This window comes from Streptomyces sp. NBC_00344 (assembly GCF_036088315.1).
In the GTDB taxonomy this organism is placed as follows: Bacteria; Actinomycetota; Actinomycetes; order Streptomycetales; family Streptomycetaceae; genus Streptomyces.
The window spans coordinates 4,828,957-4,845,134 of the sequence record NZ_CP107996.1 but is presented as its reverse complement, the minus strand read 5'-3'; the positions used below and the strand labels follow the sequence as shown (position 1 = coordinate 4,845,134).

Annotated in this window: 13 protein-coding genes; 7 read left to right on the top strand and 6 right to left on the bottom strand. The window is 69.6% G+C overall.

What is annotated here, in order from left to right:
- Positions 1 to 33: 33 nt before the first annotated feature.
- Genes OHS16_RS21780 through OHS16_RS21770 form a run of 3 tightly spaced genes read right to left on the bottom strand, consistent with a single transcriptional unit; the run spans position 34 to position 2,578 of the window.
- A complete protein-coding gene (locus tag OHS16_RS21780) occupies positions 34 to 687 on the bottom strand; it encodes a response regulator transcription factor (RefSeq protein ID WP_328538910.1) in 654 nt (217 codons plus the stop codon).
- Positions 688 to 705: 18 nt separating this feature from the next.
- Positions 706 to 1,950 (bottom strand): sensor histidine kinase, encoded by a 1,245-nt coding sequence (locus OHS16_RS21775; protein WP_328538909.1) that lies wholly within the window; start codon positions 1,948 to 1,950, stop codon positions 706 to 708.
- A 10-nt stretch (positions 1,951 to 1,960) separates the two neighbouring features.
- Positions 1,961 to 2,578, bottom strand: a complete 618-nt coding sequence (locus OHS16_RS21770; RefSeq protein ID WP_328538908.1) for a hypothetical protein — start codon at positions 2,576 to 2,578, stop codon at positions 1,961 to 1,963.
- Between the two features lie 201 nt (positions 2,579 to 2,779).
- Here OHS16_RS21770 and OHS16_RS21765 point away from each other — a divergent pair, with 201 nt between their 5' ends.
- From OHS16_RS21765 to OHS16_RS21750, 4 genes are all read left to right on the top strand, one after another.
- Positions 2,780 to 3,946, top strand: a complete 1,167-nt coding sequence (locus OHS16_RS21765) for an NAD(P)/FAD-dependent oxidoreductase (RefSeq protein ID WP_328538907.1) — start codon at positions 2,780 to 2,782, stop codon at positions 3,944 to 3,946.
- Position 3,947: 1 nt separating this feature from the next.
- Positions 3,948 to 6,473 carry a nitrite reductase large subunit NirB gene (nirB, locus tag OHS16_RS21760; RefSeq protein WP_328538906.1) on the top strand — a complete coding sequence of 842 codons (2,526 nt, stop codon included), beginning with the start codon at positions 3,948 to 3,950 and terminating at the stop codon, positions 6,471 to 6,473.
- A complete protein-coding gene (nirD, locus tag OHS16_RS21755; RefSeq protein ID WP_328538905.1) occupies positions 6,470 to 6,793 on the top strand; it encodes a nitrite reductase small subunit NirD in 324 nt (107 codons plus the stop codon). The genes nirB and nirD overlap by 4 nt, the downstream gene beginning before the upstream one ends.
- A 203-nt stretch (positions 6,794 to 6,996) precedes the next feature.
- Entirely contained in the window at positions 6,997 to 7,926 is a 930-nt protein-coding gene (locus OHS16_RS21750; RefSeq protein WP_328538904.1) for an oxidoreductase, read from the top strand.
- 25 nt (positions 7,927 to 7,951) lie between these two features.
- Here the strand turns inward: OHS16_RS21750 and OHS16_RS21745 are convergent, their stop codons facing one another.
- The gene (locus tag OHS16_RS21745; protein WP_328538903.1) at positions 7,952 to 8,356 is read right to left on the bottom strand and encodes a VOC family protein; all 405 of its coding nucleotides are present in this window, start codon (positions 8,354 to 8,356) and stop codon (positions 7,952 to 7,954) included.
- Positions 8,357 to 8,595: 239 nt separating this feature from the next.
- On the opposite strand from OHS16_RS21745, the gene OHS16_RS21740 reads away from it, so the two are divergent.
- Genes OHS16_RS21740 through OHS16_RS21730 form a run of 3 tightly spaced genes read left to right on the top strand, consistent with a single transcriptional unit; the run spans position 8,596 to position 11,651 of the window.
- Entirely contained in the window at positions 8,596 to 9,879 is a 1,284-nt protein-coding gene (locus tag OHS16_RS21740) for an ABC transporter substrate-binding protein (protein ID WP_328538902.1), read from the top strand.
- Between the two features lie 7 nt (positions 9,880 to 9,886).
- Positions 9,887 to 10,792, top strand: a complete 906-nt coding sequence (locus tag OHS16_RS21735; RefSeq protein ID WP_328538901.1) for a carbohydrate ABC transporter permease — start codon at positions 9,887 to 9,889, stop codon at positions 10,790 to 10,792.
- Between the two features lies 1 nt (position 10,793).
- On the top strand, positions 10,794 to 11,651 hold the full coding sequence (locus OHS16_RS21730) for a carbohydrate ABC transporter permease (RefSeq protein ID WP_328538900.1): 858 nt from the start codon (positions 10,794 to 10,796) through the stop codon (positions 11,649 to 11,651).
- Between the two features lie 185 nt (positions 11,652 to 11,836).
- Here OHS16_RS21730 and ppdK read toward each other — a convergent pair whose 3' ends face one another.
- A complete protein-coding gene (gene ppdK, locus OHS16_RS21725) occupies positions 11,837 to 14,557 on the bottom strand; it encodes a pyruvate, phosphate dikinase (RefSeq protein WP_328538899.1) in 2,721 nt (906 codons plus the stop codon).
- Positions 14,558 to 15,033: 476 nt separating this feature from the next.
- Positions 15,034 to 16,161: a tRNA dihydrouridine synthase DusB gene (gene dusB / locus OHS16_RS21720; RefSeq protein WP_328538898.1), complete on the bottom strand. Its 1,128-nt coding sequence runs from the start codon at positions 16,159 to 16,161 to the stop codon at positions 15,034 to 15,036.
- Between the last annotated feature and the right edge of the window lie 17 nt (positions 16,162 to 16,178).

The window sequence follows — 16,178 nt, the reverse complement described above, 5'->3', positions numbered from 1 at the left end:
CGGATGGGCTTCGGCATGGCCGATGTTCCGCTGTCAGGCCCCCGCGTCCTCCAGATACCGGAGCACCGCCAGCACCCTGCGGTGGCCCGTCTCCGACGGCGGCAGGTCCAGTTTGGTGAAGATGTTCGAGATGTGTTTCTCCACAGCGCGCTCGGAGACGACGAAGGACGCGGCAATGGTGTGGTTCGTGTGCCCCTGCGCCATCAGACCCAGCACCTCCCGCTCCCGCGGGGTCAGTGCGTCCAGCGCGGAGGTACGGCGGCCGGCGCCGAAGAGCTGGGCGACGACCTCCGGGTCGAGTGCGGTGCCGCCGGCCGCCACCCGGTGCAGGGCGTCGACGAACTCCCCGATGTCCACGACCCGTTCCTTCAGCAAGTAGCCGACTCCGCCGACGCCGTCTCCGAGCAGCTGCGCCGCGTACTTCGTCTCCACGTACTGGGAGAAGATCAGCACGCCGACGCCGGGCGAGGACCTGCGGATGGCGACCGCGGCGCGGAGTCCCTCGTCCGTGTGTCCGGGCGGCAGCCGGATGTCGACCACGGCGGCGTCCGGGCGGTGTTCCCCGACCGCGGCGAGCAGCGCCTCCGCGTCCCCGACCGCTGCTGCCACCTCCACCCCGCGCAGGCTGAGGAGTTGGACGAGGCCGTCACGCAGGATCGCTGAGTCCTCGGCAATGACGACGCGCATGGGGCCTGCCTCGGAATGTCATCGGTACGGGAGGGTGACGGTCACCACCGTAGGTCCTCCGACGGGGCTTTCGCAGGTCAGTGTGCCGTCCACGGTACGGACCCGGGCCCGCAGCCCGGTCAGTCCGCTGCCCGCACCGACTACCGCTCCTCCGCACCCGTCGTCGCGTACGGAGAGCCGCAGAGCGCCCTCCGCGCCGCGTACCGCCACCCGGACCTCCGGAGCCCGGCTGTGCTTGACCGCGTTGGCGAGGAGTTCGGCCGTACAGAAGTAGGCGATCGACTCCAGGGCGGGGGACGGCCGTTCGGCGATGTCGGCGGTGACGGTCACCGGCAGGGCGCTGTCCGCCGCGAGGGTCGCGAGTGCGGTGTCCAGGCCCTGGTCCAGTACCGGCGGATGGATGCCCTTGACCAGGACGCGCAGGTCGGCCACCGCCTGCTTGGCGTTGGTGCGGGCCATTTCGACGGTGGCGAGCAGCTGGTCCCGGCCGGCTCCGGCCTCGACGAGTTCGGCGATCACGGTGAGGTGCATGCCGAGGCCGACCAGCCGTGCCTGGGTGCCGTCGTGCAGATCGCGTTCGATACGGCGCAGCGTCGCGGCGGCGTCGTCGACGGCCTGGGTGCGGGTCTCCTCCAGGGTGCGGATGCGCTGACCCGCGGCGTCCGGGCCGAGCAGGGAACGCAGCAGGAGACCGTGCGGGACGAGTGCGCAGCGCACCAGCCACGGTGCGAGGAGCAGCAGCAGGATGCCGGCCGCCACGACGATCAGCCACCTCGGCCAGGAGTCGAGCTGGACGTTCGCGATCTCCAGCGAAACATGGCGCACCGAGCCGTCGGGCTCGCGGACCGTCCAGTAGTTCCACCGCTTGATCAGCGGGTGCAGGAGGAACAACAGGCCGTAGACGTACCCGCACACCGCGGCGGCCAGCGGCGGTACGGCGGTCAGCGGCGCCGCCAGCGCACAGCCCACCGCCCGCCAGGCGGCCCGGTCCCCGAGCACGGACCGCCGCCAGCCGAACACGCCCCGCTCCTCGCGACCCGCCGGCGGGTCGATCCGTATGCCCAACAGGCTGCTGCACAGCTTTCGTTGCAGGTGTCCGGCACCAAGTGCCCCACGCGCCGTCAGCGCGATGAGCCACAGTCCGAGCGGGGTGACCGAGAGGACTCCGCCGGCCAGCAGCCCCGCGAGGACCAGCACCATGCCCAGCAGGGCGATGGGCAGGGCCAGGACCGCGTAGAGGAGGGCACACAGACGTCGTCGCATGAGGGACAACCTAGAGCTGGTGGATGATCGGCACGGAGAGCAGGGCGCACACGGCGGCGACACCGAGGGCGATGCCCGTGGTGCGCAGGAGCGCGGTGCGGTCCGTGCCCAGGAAGCCTGTCACCAGCCGCGACTGGAGTGCGGTGAACCCCTTGACGACCCAGGGGGTGAGGAACAGGAACGTCACCCCTCCGCCCACGGCATGCACGGCCCAGGCCCCCGCCATGGTGGGGCCGCCCCAGGAGTGGGCGGGGCCGCCGTCGGTCCGCAGCGGATAGCCCAGGTTGATTCCCACGATGGTCCAGAAGTAGCAGACGACCGTGAAGGCGACGAGGTTCAGCGGGGCGCTGATCACCGCATGCGCGAGGGCGATCGGCCCGGTGCGTGCCGGCTCCTCGGTGTCCAGGTGGAGCAGCCGGCGGGCGAGACCGCGCTGGACCCGGCCTGCGGGGCCGCCGACGAGAGCGAGCGGGACGCACACCAGGCCGACCGGGAGTACGAGCAGGATGTATGCCGTACGCCGCCAGGTAGCGGCGCGGAACGGCTCATGGAGGATCGTCAGGGCGCGGTCGGCCGCGCTGCCGCGGCGGGTACTCCGAGGGGCGTCGGGCTGCTGTGTGAGGTCCATGCGTCCAGCCTTCCGGCTGGACGGCGCCGGATCGATCGTGCCCGCACGGAGGCGGATGGTTCGGTTTGCCCCACCCCCTCGACGGGGCACGGCGGCGGGCGCCGGGCCTCACACCCCGCCCCGGCCCGCGCTGAGCGCAACGTGCCCGCGGGGAAACAGCCGGGATCCCGTCGGGTAACACCCACCGCGCACGCTGCGGTTATGGGCAAGGACATCGTGGTGATCGGCGGCGGCACGGCCGGCTCCCGGCTGGCCGGACAGCTGGCGGGCTCGGGCTCGGCCGTCACGGTGCTCGGCGAGGAGACGCACGCTCCGTACAACCGGGTGCTGCTCGCCGATGTCCTCGCGGGCCGTTACGGGCCCGAGGTCATCTCCCTCCCCGCTACCGAGGTACGGCGCGGGGTGCGGGCGGTCAGGATCGACCGTGCCGACCGGGTCGTGCAGTGCGACGACGGCAGCGCGGTCCCCTACGGCACCCTGGTCCTGGCCACCGGATCGAATCCGGTCCTGCCGCCGCTGCGCGGGCTCGGTGACGAGCTGCCCGACGGTGTCCACCCGTTCCGCACCATGGACGACTGCCTGGCGCTCGCCGCCGCCGTCACCGGGGGCACCCGCGCCGTCGTCATCGGTGGCGGGCTGCTCGGTGTCTCGGCCGCCAGGGCGCTTGCCGAGCGCGGCGCCCAGGTGGTGCTGGCCCAGCAGGGCGAGCATCTGATGGAGCGCCACCTCGACCTCGCTGCGAGCGATCTGCTGCGCGGACATCTGGAGTCACTGGGCGTCGAGGTGCACACGGAGTGCCGGGTACGCGGTCTGCGCGGCACCGATGTCCAGCTCGCCGACGGCTATGTGCTCGGTTCCGATCTGACCGTGCTGGCCTGCGGAGTACGCCCGAGGACCGGCCTCGCCGGGGCCGCCGGTCTCGAGGTGCGCCGGGGGATCGTCGTGGACGACGAACTGCGGACGTCCGATCCGGACATCCACGCCGTCGGCGACTGCGCCGAGCACCGGGGCCGGATCTACGGCCTGGCAGGCCCGGCCGTGGAGCAGGCCGACGCGCTCGCCGCGCTGCTGACCGGCAGGGCCGCCGCCTACACCGGCACCCGCGCCCTGACCCGGCTCACGCTGCCCGGCGTGGGCCCCCTCGATCTCGCCGCCTTCGGCGAGACCACCCCGCTCCCCGGCGACGACGTGGTGCGTCTCGCCGATGCCACCCGGGGCTCCTACCGCAAGGTCGTCCTCCGCGGCGACCGCCTCGTGGGTGGCGTACTTCTCGGCGATCTCACCGCTGTCGATGAGCTCGCCCGCACCTGGGAGGGCGACGAACCGCTCCCCTCCACCCCGCTGTTCCATCTGCTTGGAGGCTCCTGAGATGTCCACTCCCACGATCGTGGTCATCGGCCACGGGATGGTCGGCCAGCGTTTCCTCGAGGCACTCGCCGAGCAGGGCGTCACCGACAGGGCGAGCGTGGTGGTGCTCTGCGAGGAACCCCGCGCCGCCTACGACCGGGTCCAGCTGACCTCGTACTTCTCCGGCCGTACGCCGGACGACCTCTCGCTGGTCGAGGACGGCTTCCTGGAGCGCCACGGCATCGAGCTGCGCCTCGACGACCCGGCGCAGACCGTGGACCGCGCCGCACGCACGGTCACCTCACGGGCGGGGAAGGTCTTCGGCTACGACACGCTGGTGCTGGCCACCGGCTCGTACCCCTTCGTGCCGCCGGTGCCCGGCAAGGACGCGACGGGCTGCTTCGTGTACCGCACCATCGAGGACCTGCTCGCGATAGAGGAGTACGCGAGGACCGCGAAGACCGGCGCGGTCGTCGGCGGCGGCCTGCTCGGCCTCGAGGCGGCAGGCGCGCTCAGCGGGCTCGGACTCGACACCCACATCGTGGAGTTCGCACCGCGGCTGATGCCGGTGCAGGTCGACGAGGGCGGCGGCGCCGCGCTGCTGCGCACCATCAGCTCGATGGGTCTGACCGTGCACACCGGTGTCGGCACCCAGGAGGTGACCACCGGTCAGGACGGCGCGGTCAGCGGCATGGCGCTGTCGGACGGTTCCACCCTCGCCACCGACCTGGTGGTCTTCTCCGCCGGGGTCCGTCCGCGCGACCAGCTGGCCCGCGACTGCGGTCTCGCGGTGGGCGAGCGCGGCGGCATCACGGTCGACGAACAGTGCAGGACATCGGACCCGGCGGTCTTCGCGATCGGCGAGTGCGCGCTGGCATCGGACGGCCGGGTCTACGGTCTGGTGGCGCCCGGCTACGAGATGGCCGAGACGGCGGCGGTCACCATCGCAGGTGACTCCAGGTCCTTCTCGGGCGCGGACCTCTCCACCAAGCTGAAGCTGCTCGGCGTGGACGTGGCGTCCTTCGGGGACGCCCACGGTCACGCCGAAGGATCCCTCGACGTCGTCTACTCCGACTCCCGCTCGGGGGTCTACAAGAAGCTGGTGGTCTCCCCCGAGGGCGCCCTGCTCGGCGGCATCCTGGTGGGGGACGCGGACGCCTACGCGATGCTGCGCCCGCTGACCGGTTCGGTACCGCCCATCGCTCCCGAGCAGCTGATCGCGCCCGCCGGCTCCGCCGTCACCCTGGGCCCCTCATCGCTGCCCGACGATGCGGTGATCTGCAACTGCCACAACGTCACCAAGGCCGCCATCACCGCCTGCTCGGCACTCCCCGAGGTCAAGAAGTGCACCAAGGCCGGTACGGGCTGCGGCAGCTGCGTCAAGCTGATCGGCCAGCTGCTGCCGGAGACCGGCGACAAGGGGCTCTGCGGCTGCTTCCCGCACACCCGCAGCGAGCTGTACGAGATCGCCCGCACCCTGCGGATCAACTCGTTCGCCGAACTGCTCGACAGTCACGGCCGCGAGAGCGCACGCGGCGGGGAGGGCTGCGAGGTCTGCAGGCCGACCGTCGGTTCCATCCTGGCGAGCCTGGCCCCGGGCATCGAGGCCAGCGGATACATCCTGGACGGTGAGCAGGCAGCGCTCCAGGACACCAACGACCACTTCCTGGCGAACCTGCAGAAGAACGGTTCCTATTCGATCGTGCCGCGCATTCCCGGTGGCGAGGTCACCCCGGAGAAGCTGATCGTGATCGGTGAAGTGGCACGGGACTTCGGCCTCTACACGAAGATCACCGGAGGCCAGCGCATCGACCTCTTCGGTGCCAGGGTCGAGCAGCTTCCCCTCATCTGGACGCGCCTGGTGGACGCCGGCTTCGAGTCGGGACACGCCTACGGGAAGGCGCTGCGCACCGTGAAGTCCTGTGTGGGGCAGACCTGGTGCCGCTACGGCGTGCAGGACTCGGTGAAGATGGCGATCGACCTGGAGCTGCGCTACCGCGGCCTGCGGGCCCCGCACAAGCTGAAGTCGGCGGTCTCCGGATGTGCCCGCGAGTGCGCCGAGGCCCAGTCGAAGGACTTCGGTGTGATCGCCACCGCCAACGGCTGGAACCTCTACGTCGGCGGGAACGGCGGCGCGACCCCGCGCCACGCGGACCTGCTCGCCCAGGATCTGTCCGATGCCGAACTGGTGCGCCTGATCGACCGGTTCCTGATGTTCTACATCCGTACGGCGGACCGGCTGGAACGCACCGCGGGCTGGCTGGAGCGCCTCGACGGCGGCCTCGACCACCTGCGGGACGTCGTCGTGCACGACTCGCTCGGACTCTGCGGCGAGCTGGAGGCGCTCATGGCGGCGCACGTCGCCAACTACCGCGACGAATGGGCGGAGACCATCAACGACCCGGAGCGGCTGCGCCGCTTCGTCTCGTTCGTCAACGCCCCCGACGCCCCGGACCCGACCGTCGCCTTCGTCCCGGAGCGCGACCAGATCAAGCCCGACCTGATGATTCTCACCCTGGACGCCCTGGAAGGGACGATCGCGCGATGACTCTCGAACTGCTGGTGAACCAGGACTGGTTCACGGTCTGCGACCGCTCCGACCTGACGCCGGGCCGGGGTGTCGCGGCGCTGCTTCCTGACGGCCGCCAGGTCGCTCTCTTCCTGGACCGCGGCGCCCGCCCCTACGCCATCGGCAACCGCGACCCGTTCAGTGGCGCGCAGGTACTGTCCCGCGGCCTCATCGGTACGCACGAGGGGCGGACCTTCGTCGCGTCGCCACTGCTCAAGCAGCGCTTCGACCTGGAGACCGGCGCCTGCCTCGACGACGACCTGGTCTCCGTGCCCGCCTTCACGGTCCGGGCGGCCTGATCACTGCGCGCGCCGTGCGACAGGCCCGGACCGGCCGCACGGCGCGCGCCTCTCCCGCAGGGCGCCGCTGCCCGACAGCGGGGCCGGCCGGGGAGGGGCCGCAGGGCGGAGCGGCGACCGGCCCGACGGACGGGCCGGACGGGCTCGGCCGCCGTGGTGGGGCCGACGGCCCGGTCCGTTCGTCCGGTCGTACGCTGGGGCCCATGACCAAGGCCTGGAACGCCAGTGACATCCCCGACCAGAGCGGGCGCACCGCCGTGGTCACCGGGGCCAACAGCGGTATCGGCTTCGTCACCGCACTCGAACTGGCCCGGCGCGGAGCACACGTGGTGCTCGCGTGCCGCAGTGAGGCCCGGGGCACCGAGGCCGAGGCCCGGATCCGGCGCGAGGTGCCCGGTGCGTCCGCCGAGTTCGTACCGCTGGACCTGGCGGACCTCTCCTCGGTACGGGAGTTCGCCGCCGGGTACACCGCCGACCGCCTCGACCTCCTGATCAACAACGCCGGAGTGATGGCCCTCCCCTACACCAGGACGGCCGACGGCTTCGAGACCCAGTTCGGGGTCAATCACCTGGGGCACTTCGCCCTCACCGGGCTGCTGTTCCCGAAACTGCTCGCCACGCCCGGCGCCCGGGTGGTGAGCCTGTCCAGCGGGTTCCACGCCCTGTCCAACATCGACATCGGGGACCTCAACAGCGAGCGCCATTACCGCCGCTGGATCGCCTACGGACGCTCCAAGACAGCGAATCTGCTGTTCGTCCACGAGCTGGCGCGCCGTCTCACCGCCGCCGGTTCCGATGTCGTGGCCGCGGCGGCGCACCCGGGCTATGCGGACACCAATCTCCAGACGGCCGGCGTCCGGATGGAGGGGCGCAGGAACGCCGAGCGGGTGGCGGAGCTCGGCAACCGGCTGATGGCTCAGCCCGCCGAGGCCGGAGCGCTGCCCACGCTCTACGCGGCGACCTCACCCGGCGTACGACCCGATTCCTTCACCGGGCCGCGGTTCCTGGGCTGGCGCGGGGCTCCCGCGCCGTCCTGGCGGGCGAAGTGGACGACCAACGATGTGGCCGGCGAGCGGCTGTGGGCGGCATCGGAGCAGCTCACCAGGGTGTCTTACCAAGGGCTCACGGTCTGACGTCCCCGGCGCGCCGGCGGCCCGGTCAGCTCTCGACCGCGGCGGGGTCCATGTACATGACCTCCCAGATGTGACCGTCCGGGTCCTGGAAGGAACGCCCGTACATCGGGCCCTGGTCCTGAGTGTCGTTGGCCGGCGTCCCGCCGGAGGCCAGAGCCGTGTCGGCGAGGCGGTCGACCGCCTCTCTGCTCTCGGCGGAGAGGCAGACCAGCACCTCGGTGGTCGTGGTGGCGTCCGCGATGCTCTTCCGGGTGAACTGCTTGAAGAACGGTTCGGTGAGAAGCATCGCGTAGATCGTGTCGCTGACGACCACGCACGCTGCGTTCTCATCGGTGAACTGCGGGTTGATCGAGTATCCGAGCGCGGTGAAGAAGGACTTCGAGACCTCGAGGTCCTTGACCGGCAGATTGACGAAGATCAGCTGCGGCATGATCGGCTCTTTCCCGTGGTGGCGCGCCCCGTGGCGCGCCGTTCACAGAAGTAGACGTACGCCCGCAGGAAAACTCATCGGTCCTGCCGCAACGAACCGTCCCGGGTCCTTCCTCACTCTCCCCGCGTCACCCGTGGCGACGACATCCGCGCGCAACACCCCTGTCGTAATCCCGTCGCATGGTTGATCGTTGGGCCGTACAACGACGATCAGGGCCCACGGAACCAGGGGGACGCATCATGACCATCAGTCGCAGGCGACTGCTCAGTACCGGTGGCAGCCTCGCACTGACCGGGGCACTCGCGGCAGGTTGCGGGTCCAACACCGGACGGGACAACGACGGCTCGGGCGACGCACACAGCGGCGGCGCAGTCACGCTTCAGCAGTGGTACCACCAGTACGGCGAGGCCGGAACCGAACAGGCCGTACGGCGGTACGCCGGCGCGTACGGCAAGGCAGACGTCAAGGTGCAATGGCGGCCGGGGAACTACGACCAGCAGACCGCGGCGGCGCTGCTCACCTCGTCCGGGCCCGATGTCTTCGAGGTCAACGGGCCCACCCTCGACCAGATCCAGGGCGGCCAGATCGCCGATCTCACCGATCTCTTCGACGGCGTGAAGAACGACTTCAATCCCGCCGTGCTCGCACCCAAGACCTGGGAAGGCAGGATCTGGGGCATCCCGCAGGTCATCGACATGCAGTTGCTCTTCTACCGCAAGAGTCTGCTCCAGGACGCGAATCTGCGGCCTCCGGGCACTCTCGACGAACTGATTTACGCTGCCGCGGAGCTGACGCGCAAGAAGGTCAAGGGACTGTTCCTGGGCAATGACGGCGGAGCCGGGGTGCTCGGCGGAACACCGCTGTACGCGGCCGGACTCAGCCTCATCACCGAGGACGGCAAGGCCGGCTTCGACGACCCGGCCGCGGCCCGCACTCTGGGGAAGTTCCACCGGCTCTACGCCGACAAGTCGCTGCTGCTCGGCGCGCCCACCGACTGGTCGGACCCGTCCGCGTTCATCCAGGGGCTCACCGCCATGCAGTGGTCCGGGCTGTGGGCACTGCCCGCCGTCAAGAAGGCCCTGGGCGACGACTTCGGCGTACTGCCCTTCCCCCGGGACGGCGCCGCGGGCAAACCCAGTGTCCCGGTCGGCGCCTACAGCTCCGCGGTCAGCGCACGCAGCAGGCACCGGGCCGAGGCGAAGGCGTTCGCCAAGTGGCTCTGGATCGACAGGACCGCCTATCAGGAGGACTTCGCCCTCTCCTACGGGTTCCATGTCCCGGCCCGGATCTCGCTGGCGAGGAAGGCGCAGAAGCTGCGGGAGGGCGCGGCGGCCGACGCCGTCCGGTACGCCACCGAGAACGGCTACGCCCAGCCGCTGCTGTGGACACCGGCCGACCAGACCGCGTACCAGGACGCTCTCAGCCGCATCATCAAGGACGGGGCCAATCCGGACACCGAGCTCAAGGCGGTGGTCCGCAGGACCAACGACGAACTGCGACGGGTCAAGAAGAAGAAGTCCTGAGGCACTAGTGAGGCAACAGTCGAGTCACCGCACCCTGTGGTTCTGGGTCTTCGTCGGCCCGTTCGCCGCCGGCCTCGGGCTCTTCACCTACGTACCGCTGCTGTGGAGCCTCTACCTCAGCTTCTTCGACGCGCACAACACGGTATCGCCGACGAAGTTCGTGGGGCTCGACAACTACACGTCGATGCTGCGCGACGGGGCGTTCACCGGCAGTCTGTGGACCTTCACGGTCTTCTCCCTCTTCATCGTGCCCGCGACCTACGCCCTCTCGCTCGCGCTGGCGCTGATGGTGAACAGGCTGCGGTTCGCCCAGGCCTTCTTCCGGTCGGTCTTCTTCCTGCCCGCGGCGTGCTCGTACGTCGTCGCGGCCCTGATCTGGAAGCTGTCGATCTTCAACGGAGTGCGGTTCGGGCTCGCCAACACGGTGCTCGACTGGTTCGGCCGCGACCAGACCGCCTGGCTCTCGACGACCCACCCGCCCTGGTACTGGCTGGTGATCGTCACCGTGCGGCTGTGGTTGCAGGCAGGCTTCTACATGGTGCTGTTCCTCGCCGGGCTCCAGCGGATCCCGGCGCAGCTCTACGAGGCGGCAGCGGTCGACGGGGCCCGGCCGGGCCCGCAGGTCTTCCGGTACATCACCTTCCCTCAGCTGCGCGCCACCTCGGTGGCCGTTGTACTGCTGCTCGTCATCAACGCCTTCCAGGCGTTCGACGAGTTCTACAACCTGCTGAGCGACGCCCGCGGCTATCCGCCGTACGCGCGGCCCCCGCTCGTCTATCTCTACTACACGGCTCTGGGGCAGGGGCAGAACCTCGGTCTCGGCAGCGCGGGAGCGGTCATCCTCGCTCTGATCATCGCGGTGGTGACGATCGTCCAGGCCCGGTGGTTCGGGCTCGGCAGAAAGGAGGACTGAGATGGCCCGAACACCGGCCGGCCACGATCAGGGCCTGGTGCGGGCGGGGCGTGCGCTGCGCGTCGTGCTGCTGATCGCGCTCGCGGCGCTCTTCCTGATCCCCTTCTACCTGCTGCTGCGCAACGGCCTCGCGACCGAGCAGGACATCACATCGCCGGAGTGGACCTTCTTCCCTTCGGACCTCCGGTGGTCGAACATCACCGAACTCTTCGACGACCCCGCGGTCCCGATGGCCCGCTCCCTGCTCAACTCGGCGCTGATCGCCGTCGCGACGACGCTCGGTACGGTGCTGCTCGCGTCACTGGCCGGATACGGACTGGCCCGGATCCCCTACCGGCACGCGGGCAAGGTCTTCTACGCGATCCTCGGCACGCTGATGGTCCCCGCCGCCGTCACGTTCGTGCCGAGCTTCGTGCTTGTCTCGACGCTCGGCTGGATCTCGACCCTGCGCGGGCTGATCGTCCCGACGCTCTTCTCCGCCTTCGCCTGTTTCATCTTCCGTCAGTACTTTCTGGGCTTCCCGCAGGAACTGGAGGACGCGGCGAAGGTCGACGGCCTGGGGTACTGGCGCACCTACTGGCGCATCGTCGTGCCCAACTCCCGGCCGGTCTTCGCGGCGGTCGGCACGATTGTCTTCATCGGGGCGTGGAACGCGTTTCTCTGGCCGCTGGTGATCGGCCAGGACAAGAACGCCTGGACGGTGCAGGTGGCGCTCTCCACCTTCACCACCGCCCAGGTGGTCAACATCCATGAGCTGTTCATCGCGGCCGCGGTGTCGATCCTGCCGTTGCTGCTGGTGTTCCTGCTGCTCCAACGGCACATCGTGGCAGGCGTGGAGCGCTCCGGGATCGACGACTGAGGACGAGCGGGACGCAGGCCGGTACGGGAGCGGGCGCGACGGAACGGGCGGGCGCCGCTCGGTCCGCGCGCGACGGAGGGGCGGCAACCCCCGCACGGGGTACCGCCCCTCCGTCTGTCACACCGGAGCCGCCGACGAGGTCGGTGAGGGTCTCGACGTGACCCGCCGGCTGCTCCGGAGCCTGCTCAGCGGCTGTCGCTGCCCTTCGACAGCGCCGCCGCGCGGCCCGCCTCGAGCCGGGCCACCGGGATACGGAAAGGCGAGCAGGAGACGTAGTCCAGCCCCACCTCGTGGAAGAAGTGCACCGACTCCGGGTCTCCGCCGTGCTCGCCGCACACGCCCAGCTTGAGGTCCGGGCGGGTGGCCCGGCCGGCCTCGCAGGCGCTGCGCACCAGCGAGCCCACGCCGTCCCGGTCGATCGTCTCGAACGGGGACACCCCGAAGATGCCCTTCTCCAGGTAGGCCGTGAAGAACGAGGCCTCCACGTCGTCACGGGAGAAGCCCCACACGGTCTGGGTGAGGTCGTTGGTGCCGAAGGAGAAGAACTGCGCGGCCTCGGCGATCTGGCCGGCGGTGAGCGCGGCACGCGGCAGCTCGATCATGGTGCCGATGGTCAGCTTCAGTGCGACACCGGTGGCGGCCTCCACCTCGGCGATGACCCGGTCGGCCTCCTCCCGGACGATCTCCAGCTCCTGGACGGTGCCCACCAGCGGAATCATGATCTCCGCCCGCGGGTCGCCCTTCGCGTTCTTGCGCGCGGCGGCAGCCTCGGCGATGGCCCGTACCTGCATGGCAAACAGACCCGGGATGACCAGGCCCAGACGCACTCCGCGCAGACCCAGCATCGGGTTCTGCTCATGGAGCTTGTGCACCGCCTGGAGCAGACGCAGATCGTTCTCGTTGGCGTCCTTGCGGGACTCGGCGAGGGCGACCCGGACCGAAAGCTCGGTGATGTCGGGAAGGAACTCGTGCAGCGGCGGGTCGAGCAGCCTGACGGTGACGGGCAGCCCGTCCATCGCCTCGAAGAGCTCGATGAAGTCCTTCTTCTGCAGCGGCAGAAGCGCACCGAGCGCTGTCTCCCGCTCGTCGTCGGTGTCGGCCAGAATCAGCCGCTCGACCATCTCACGGCGCTCGCCGAGGAACATGTGCTCGGTGCGGCAGAGACCGATGCCCTGCGCCCCGAACCGCCGGGCGCGCAGCGCGTCCTCGGCGTTGTCCGCGTTGGCCCGCACCCGCAGCCTGCGGCGGCGGTCGGCGTACGCCATGATCCGGTGCACCGCCTCGACCAGCTCGTCGGCGTCGTCGGCGCCCGCGTGCATCCGGCCCTCGAAGTACTCGACGACCGGTGACGGTACGACGGGCACCTCGCCCGCGTAGACCTTGCCGGACGAGCCGTCGATCGAGACGACGTCGCCCTCCTCGATGACCACACCGTTGGGGGCGGTCATCCGGCGGCGCTTGGTGTCGACCTCGATCTCCTCCGCGCCGCAGACACAGGTCTTGCCCATGCCGCGGGCCACGACGGCGGCGTGCGAGGTCTTGCCGCCGCGGGAGGTGAGGATGCCTTCCGCCGCGATCATGCCGTCGAGGTCGTCCGGGTTGGTCTCGCGACGGATGAGAATGACCTTCTCGCCCGAACGCGACCACTTGATCGCGGTGTAGGAGTCGAAGACGGCCTTGCCCACGGCCGCGCCCGGTGATGCGGCGATGCCCCGGCCGATCCTGTCGACCTTGGCGTCCTCGTCGAAGCGCGGGAACATCAGCTGGGCGAGCTGCGCGCCGTTGACCCGCTGCAGCGCCTCGGCCTCGTCGATCAGGCCCTGGTCGACCAGCTGGGTGGCGATCCGGAAGGCGGCACCCGCGGTGCGCTTGCCGACCCGGGTCTGGAGCATCCACAACTGGCCGCGCTCGATGGTGAACTCGATGTCACAGAGATCCTTGTAGTGGGTCTCCAGGGTCTCCATGATCTGCATCAGCTGGTCGTAGGACTTCTTGTCGATCTGCTCGAGATCGGCGAGCGCCACGGTGTTGCGGATGCCGGCGACGACATCCTCGCCCTGGGCGTTCTGAAGGTAGTCGCCGTAGACGCCCTGATGGCCGCTGGCCGGGTCACGGGTGAAGGCGACTCCGGTACCTGAGTCGGGGCCGAGATTGCCGAACACCATGGAACAGACGTTGACGGCCGTGCCGAGGTCGCCGGGGATGCGCTCCTGGCGACGGTAGAGCTTGGCCCTGTCGGTGTTCCAGGACTCGAAGACCGCCTTTATGGCGAGGTCCATCTGCTCGCGGGGGTCCTGCGGGAAGTCCCGGCCCGCCTCCTGCTTAACGATCTTCTTGAACTGGCGGACCAGCTTCTTCAGATCGGCCGCTTCGAGGTCGGTGTCCACGCTGACCTGCTTGGCGGACTTGGCCGCTTCCAGCGCATCCTCGAAGAGTTCGCCGTCGATGTCGAGCACCGTCTTGCCGAACATCTGGATGAGGCGGCGGTAGGAGTCCCAGGCGAAGCGCTCGTCGCCGGCCTGCTTGGTGAGGCCGACCACGGACTTGTCCGAGAGGCCGATGTTCAGGACGGTGTCCATCATGCCCGGCATGGAGAACTTGGCGCCGGAACGGACCGAGACGAGCAGCGGGTTGTCGGGCTGTCCGAGCTTCTTGCCCATCGTCTTCTCGAGGGCGTCGAGGTGTGCACTCACCTCGTCGCGGAGCGCGGCAGGCTCGTCACCGCTGTCGAGATAGACCTTGCAGGCCTCGGTGGTGATCGTGAAACCCGGAGGGACGGGCAGACCGAGGTTGGTCATCTCGGCGAGGTTGGCGCCCTTCCCGCCGAGCAGGTCCTTGAGGTCCTTGTTGCCCTCGGTGAAGTCGTAGACGAACTTCGTTACGTGGAGGTCTTTGTTTTCCGACACGGGTCTCGACTCCTCGAGGACGCGGTGGCTGCCCTGACGGCGAGGAACATACCCAGATCGAAGGCGCCTGGGTACGTCCACTTGTGCGTCATACGGCCGTAACCACTCGTCTGCCAGCAGATCGAAAGTGTTCAGAAGGGTGGAGTCAACACCCATCTGACTTCATCTCTTGAACGCAATGGAGCGCTGTGTGAGCGTAAGCGTCTGGCGCACCCACGCACGGCAACCATGACTTCACGGGAAGAATGATCGAGCATTGGCACCCAGTGCCACCCTTTGAGAAATGCACCCCGCATCAACCCGCTCGTTTGAGCGCAACCCCCATCAGGCGTGGCGAGAATCACGCCGCCTGAACCGGCCTCACGCCAGGATCCGGACTCCGGCGACCCCCCTGGCGGACGACCGGTACCGCACACCGGACACTCTGCACTCAGTGCCGTGCACAGATGAGCGGTGCCGGTTCCGGCGTGGCGGTCTCAGCCCCCCGAGGTGTCCAGTTCGGCCTCGGCACTCACTCCGGAGCAGTCGTAGGGGTCCTTCAGCCAGCCGTCCGGAAGCACCACCCGGTTGTTGCCCGAGGTGCGGCCTCGCGGGCCGTCCGCACCGTCCGGCCACGGCTGGCCGAGGTCCAGCTCCTGCAGCTGCCCGCCCAGTTCATCGAGCGAGGAGGTCACCGCCAGCTTCCTGCGCATCTCGGATCCGACCGCGAATCCCTTGAGATACCAGGCCACATGCTTACGGAAGTCGATCACGCCGCGGGTCTCGTCGCCGATCCACCCCCCCAGCAGTGTCGCGTGCCGCAGCATCACGGCCGCGACCTCCCGCAGTGTGGGCGCCTGCCGGGTGGCGGCCCCCTCGAAGGCGCTCACCAGGTCACCGAAGAGCCATGGCCGCCCCAGGCAGCCGCGGCCCACCACCACACCGTCACAGCCGGTCTCGCGCATCATCCGCAGGGCGTCGTCGGCGCACCAGATGTCGCCGTTGCCGAGCACCGGGATCTCCGGCACATGCTCCTTCAACCGCGCGATGGCGTCCCAGTCGGCCGTGCCGCCGTAGTGCTGGGCGGCGGTCCTGCCGTGCAGGGCGACGGCGGTGACGCCCTCGTCGACGGCGATCCGGCCGGCGTCGAGATAGGTGAGGTGGTCGTCGTTGATGCCCTTGCGCATCTTGATGGTCACCGGGAGGGCGCCCGCGCTGGACACGGCCTCGTGCAGGATCGCCCGCAGCAGCGGCCGCTTGTACGGAAGCGCCGATCCGCCGCCCTTGCGGGTGACCTTGGGAACCGGGCAACCGAAGTTCAGGTCGATGTGATCGGCCAGGTCCTCGTCGACGATCATGCTGACCGCCTTGCCGACGGTGACCGGATCCACTCCGTAGAGCTGGATCGAGCGGGGTGTCTCGGTCTTGTCGAAGTGGATCAGCTGCATGGTCTTCGCATTGCGCTCCACCAGCGCCCGCGTCGTGATCATCTCGCTGACGAACAGCCCCTTGCCGCCGCTGAATTCACGGCAGAGGGTACGGAACGGGGCGTTGGTGATACCCGCCATGGGGGCGAGTACGACGGGCGGCTGCACGGAGTGGGGGCCGATGGAGAGGGTGGTCATGGACCCATTGTCGCGTA

What these genes read in the sequence shown, in the direction of transcription:
- OHS16_RS21780 (WP_328538910.1), bottom strand. Translation starts at nt 687, where the DNA reads ATGCGCGTCGTCATTGCCGAGGACTCAGCGATCCTGCGTGACGGCCTC.
- OHS16_RS21775 (WP_328538909.1), bottom strand. Translation starts at nt 1,950, where the DNA reads ATGCGACGACGTCTGTGTGCCCTCCTCTACGCGGTCCTGGCCCTGCCC.
- OHS16_RS21770 (WP_328538908.1), bottom strand. Translation starts at nt 2,578, where the DNA reads ATGGACCTCACACAGCAGCCCGACGCCCCTCGGAGTACCCGCCGCGGC.
- OHS16_RS21765 (WP_328538907.1), top strand. Translation starts at nt 2,780, where the DNA reads ATGGGCAAGGACATCGTGGTGATCGGCGGCGGCACGGCCGGCTCCCGG.
- nirB (WP_328538906.1), top strand. Translation starts at nt 3,948, where the DNA reads ATGTCCACTCCCACGATCGTGGTCATCGGCCACGGGATGGTCGGCCAG.
- nirD (WP_328538905.1), top strand. Translation starts at nt 6,470, where the DNA reads ATGACTCTCGAACTGCTGGTGAACCAGGACTGGTTCACGGTCTGCGAC.
- OHS16_RS21750 (WP_328538904.1), top strand. Translation starts at nt 6,997, where the DNA reads ATGACCAAGGCCTGGAACGCCAGTGACATCCCCGACCAGAGCGGGCGC.
- OHS16_RS21745 (WP_328538903.1), bottom strand. Translation starts at nt 8,356, where the DNA reads ATGCCGCAGCTGATCTTCGTCAATCTGCCGGTCAAGGACCTCGAGGTC.
- OHS16_RS21740 (WP_328538902.1), top strand. Translation starts at nt 8,596, where the DNA reads ATGACCATCAGTCGCAGGCGACTGCTCAGTACCGGTGGCAGCCTCGCA.
- OHS16_RS21730 (WP_328538900.1), top strand. Translation starts at nt 10,794, where the DNA reads ATGGCCCGAACACCGGCCGGCCACGATCAGGGCCTGGTGCGGGCGGGG.
- dusB (WP_328538898.1), bottom strand. Translation starts at nt 16,161, where the DNA reads ATGACCACCCTCTCCATCGGCCCCCACTCCGTGCAGCCGCCCGTCGTA.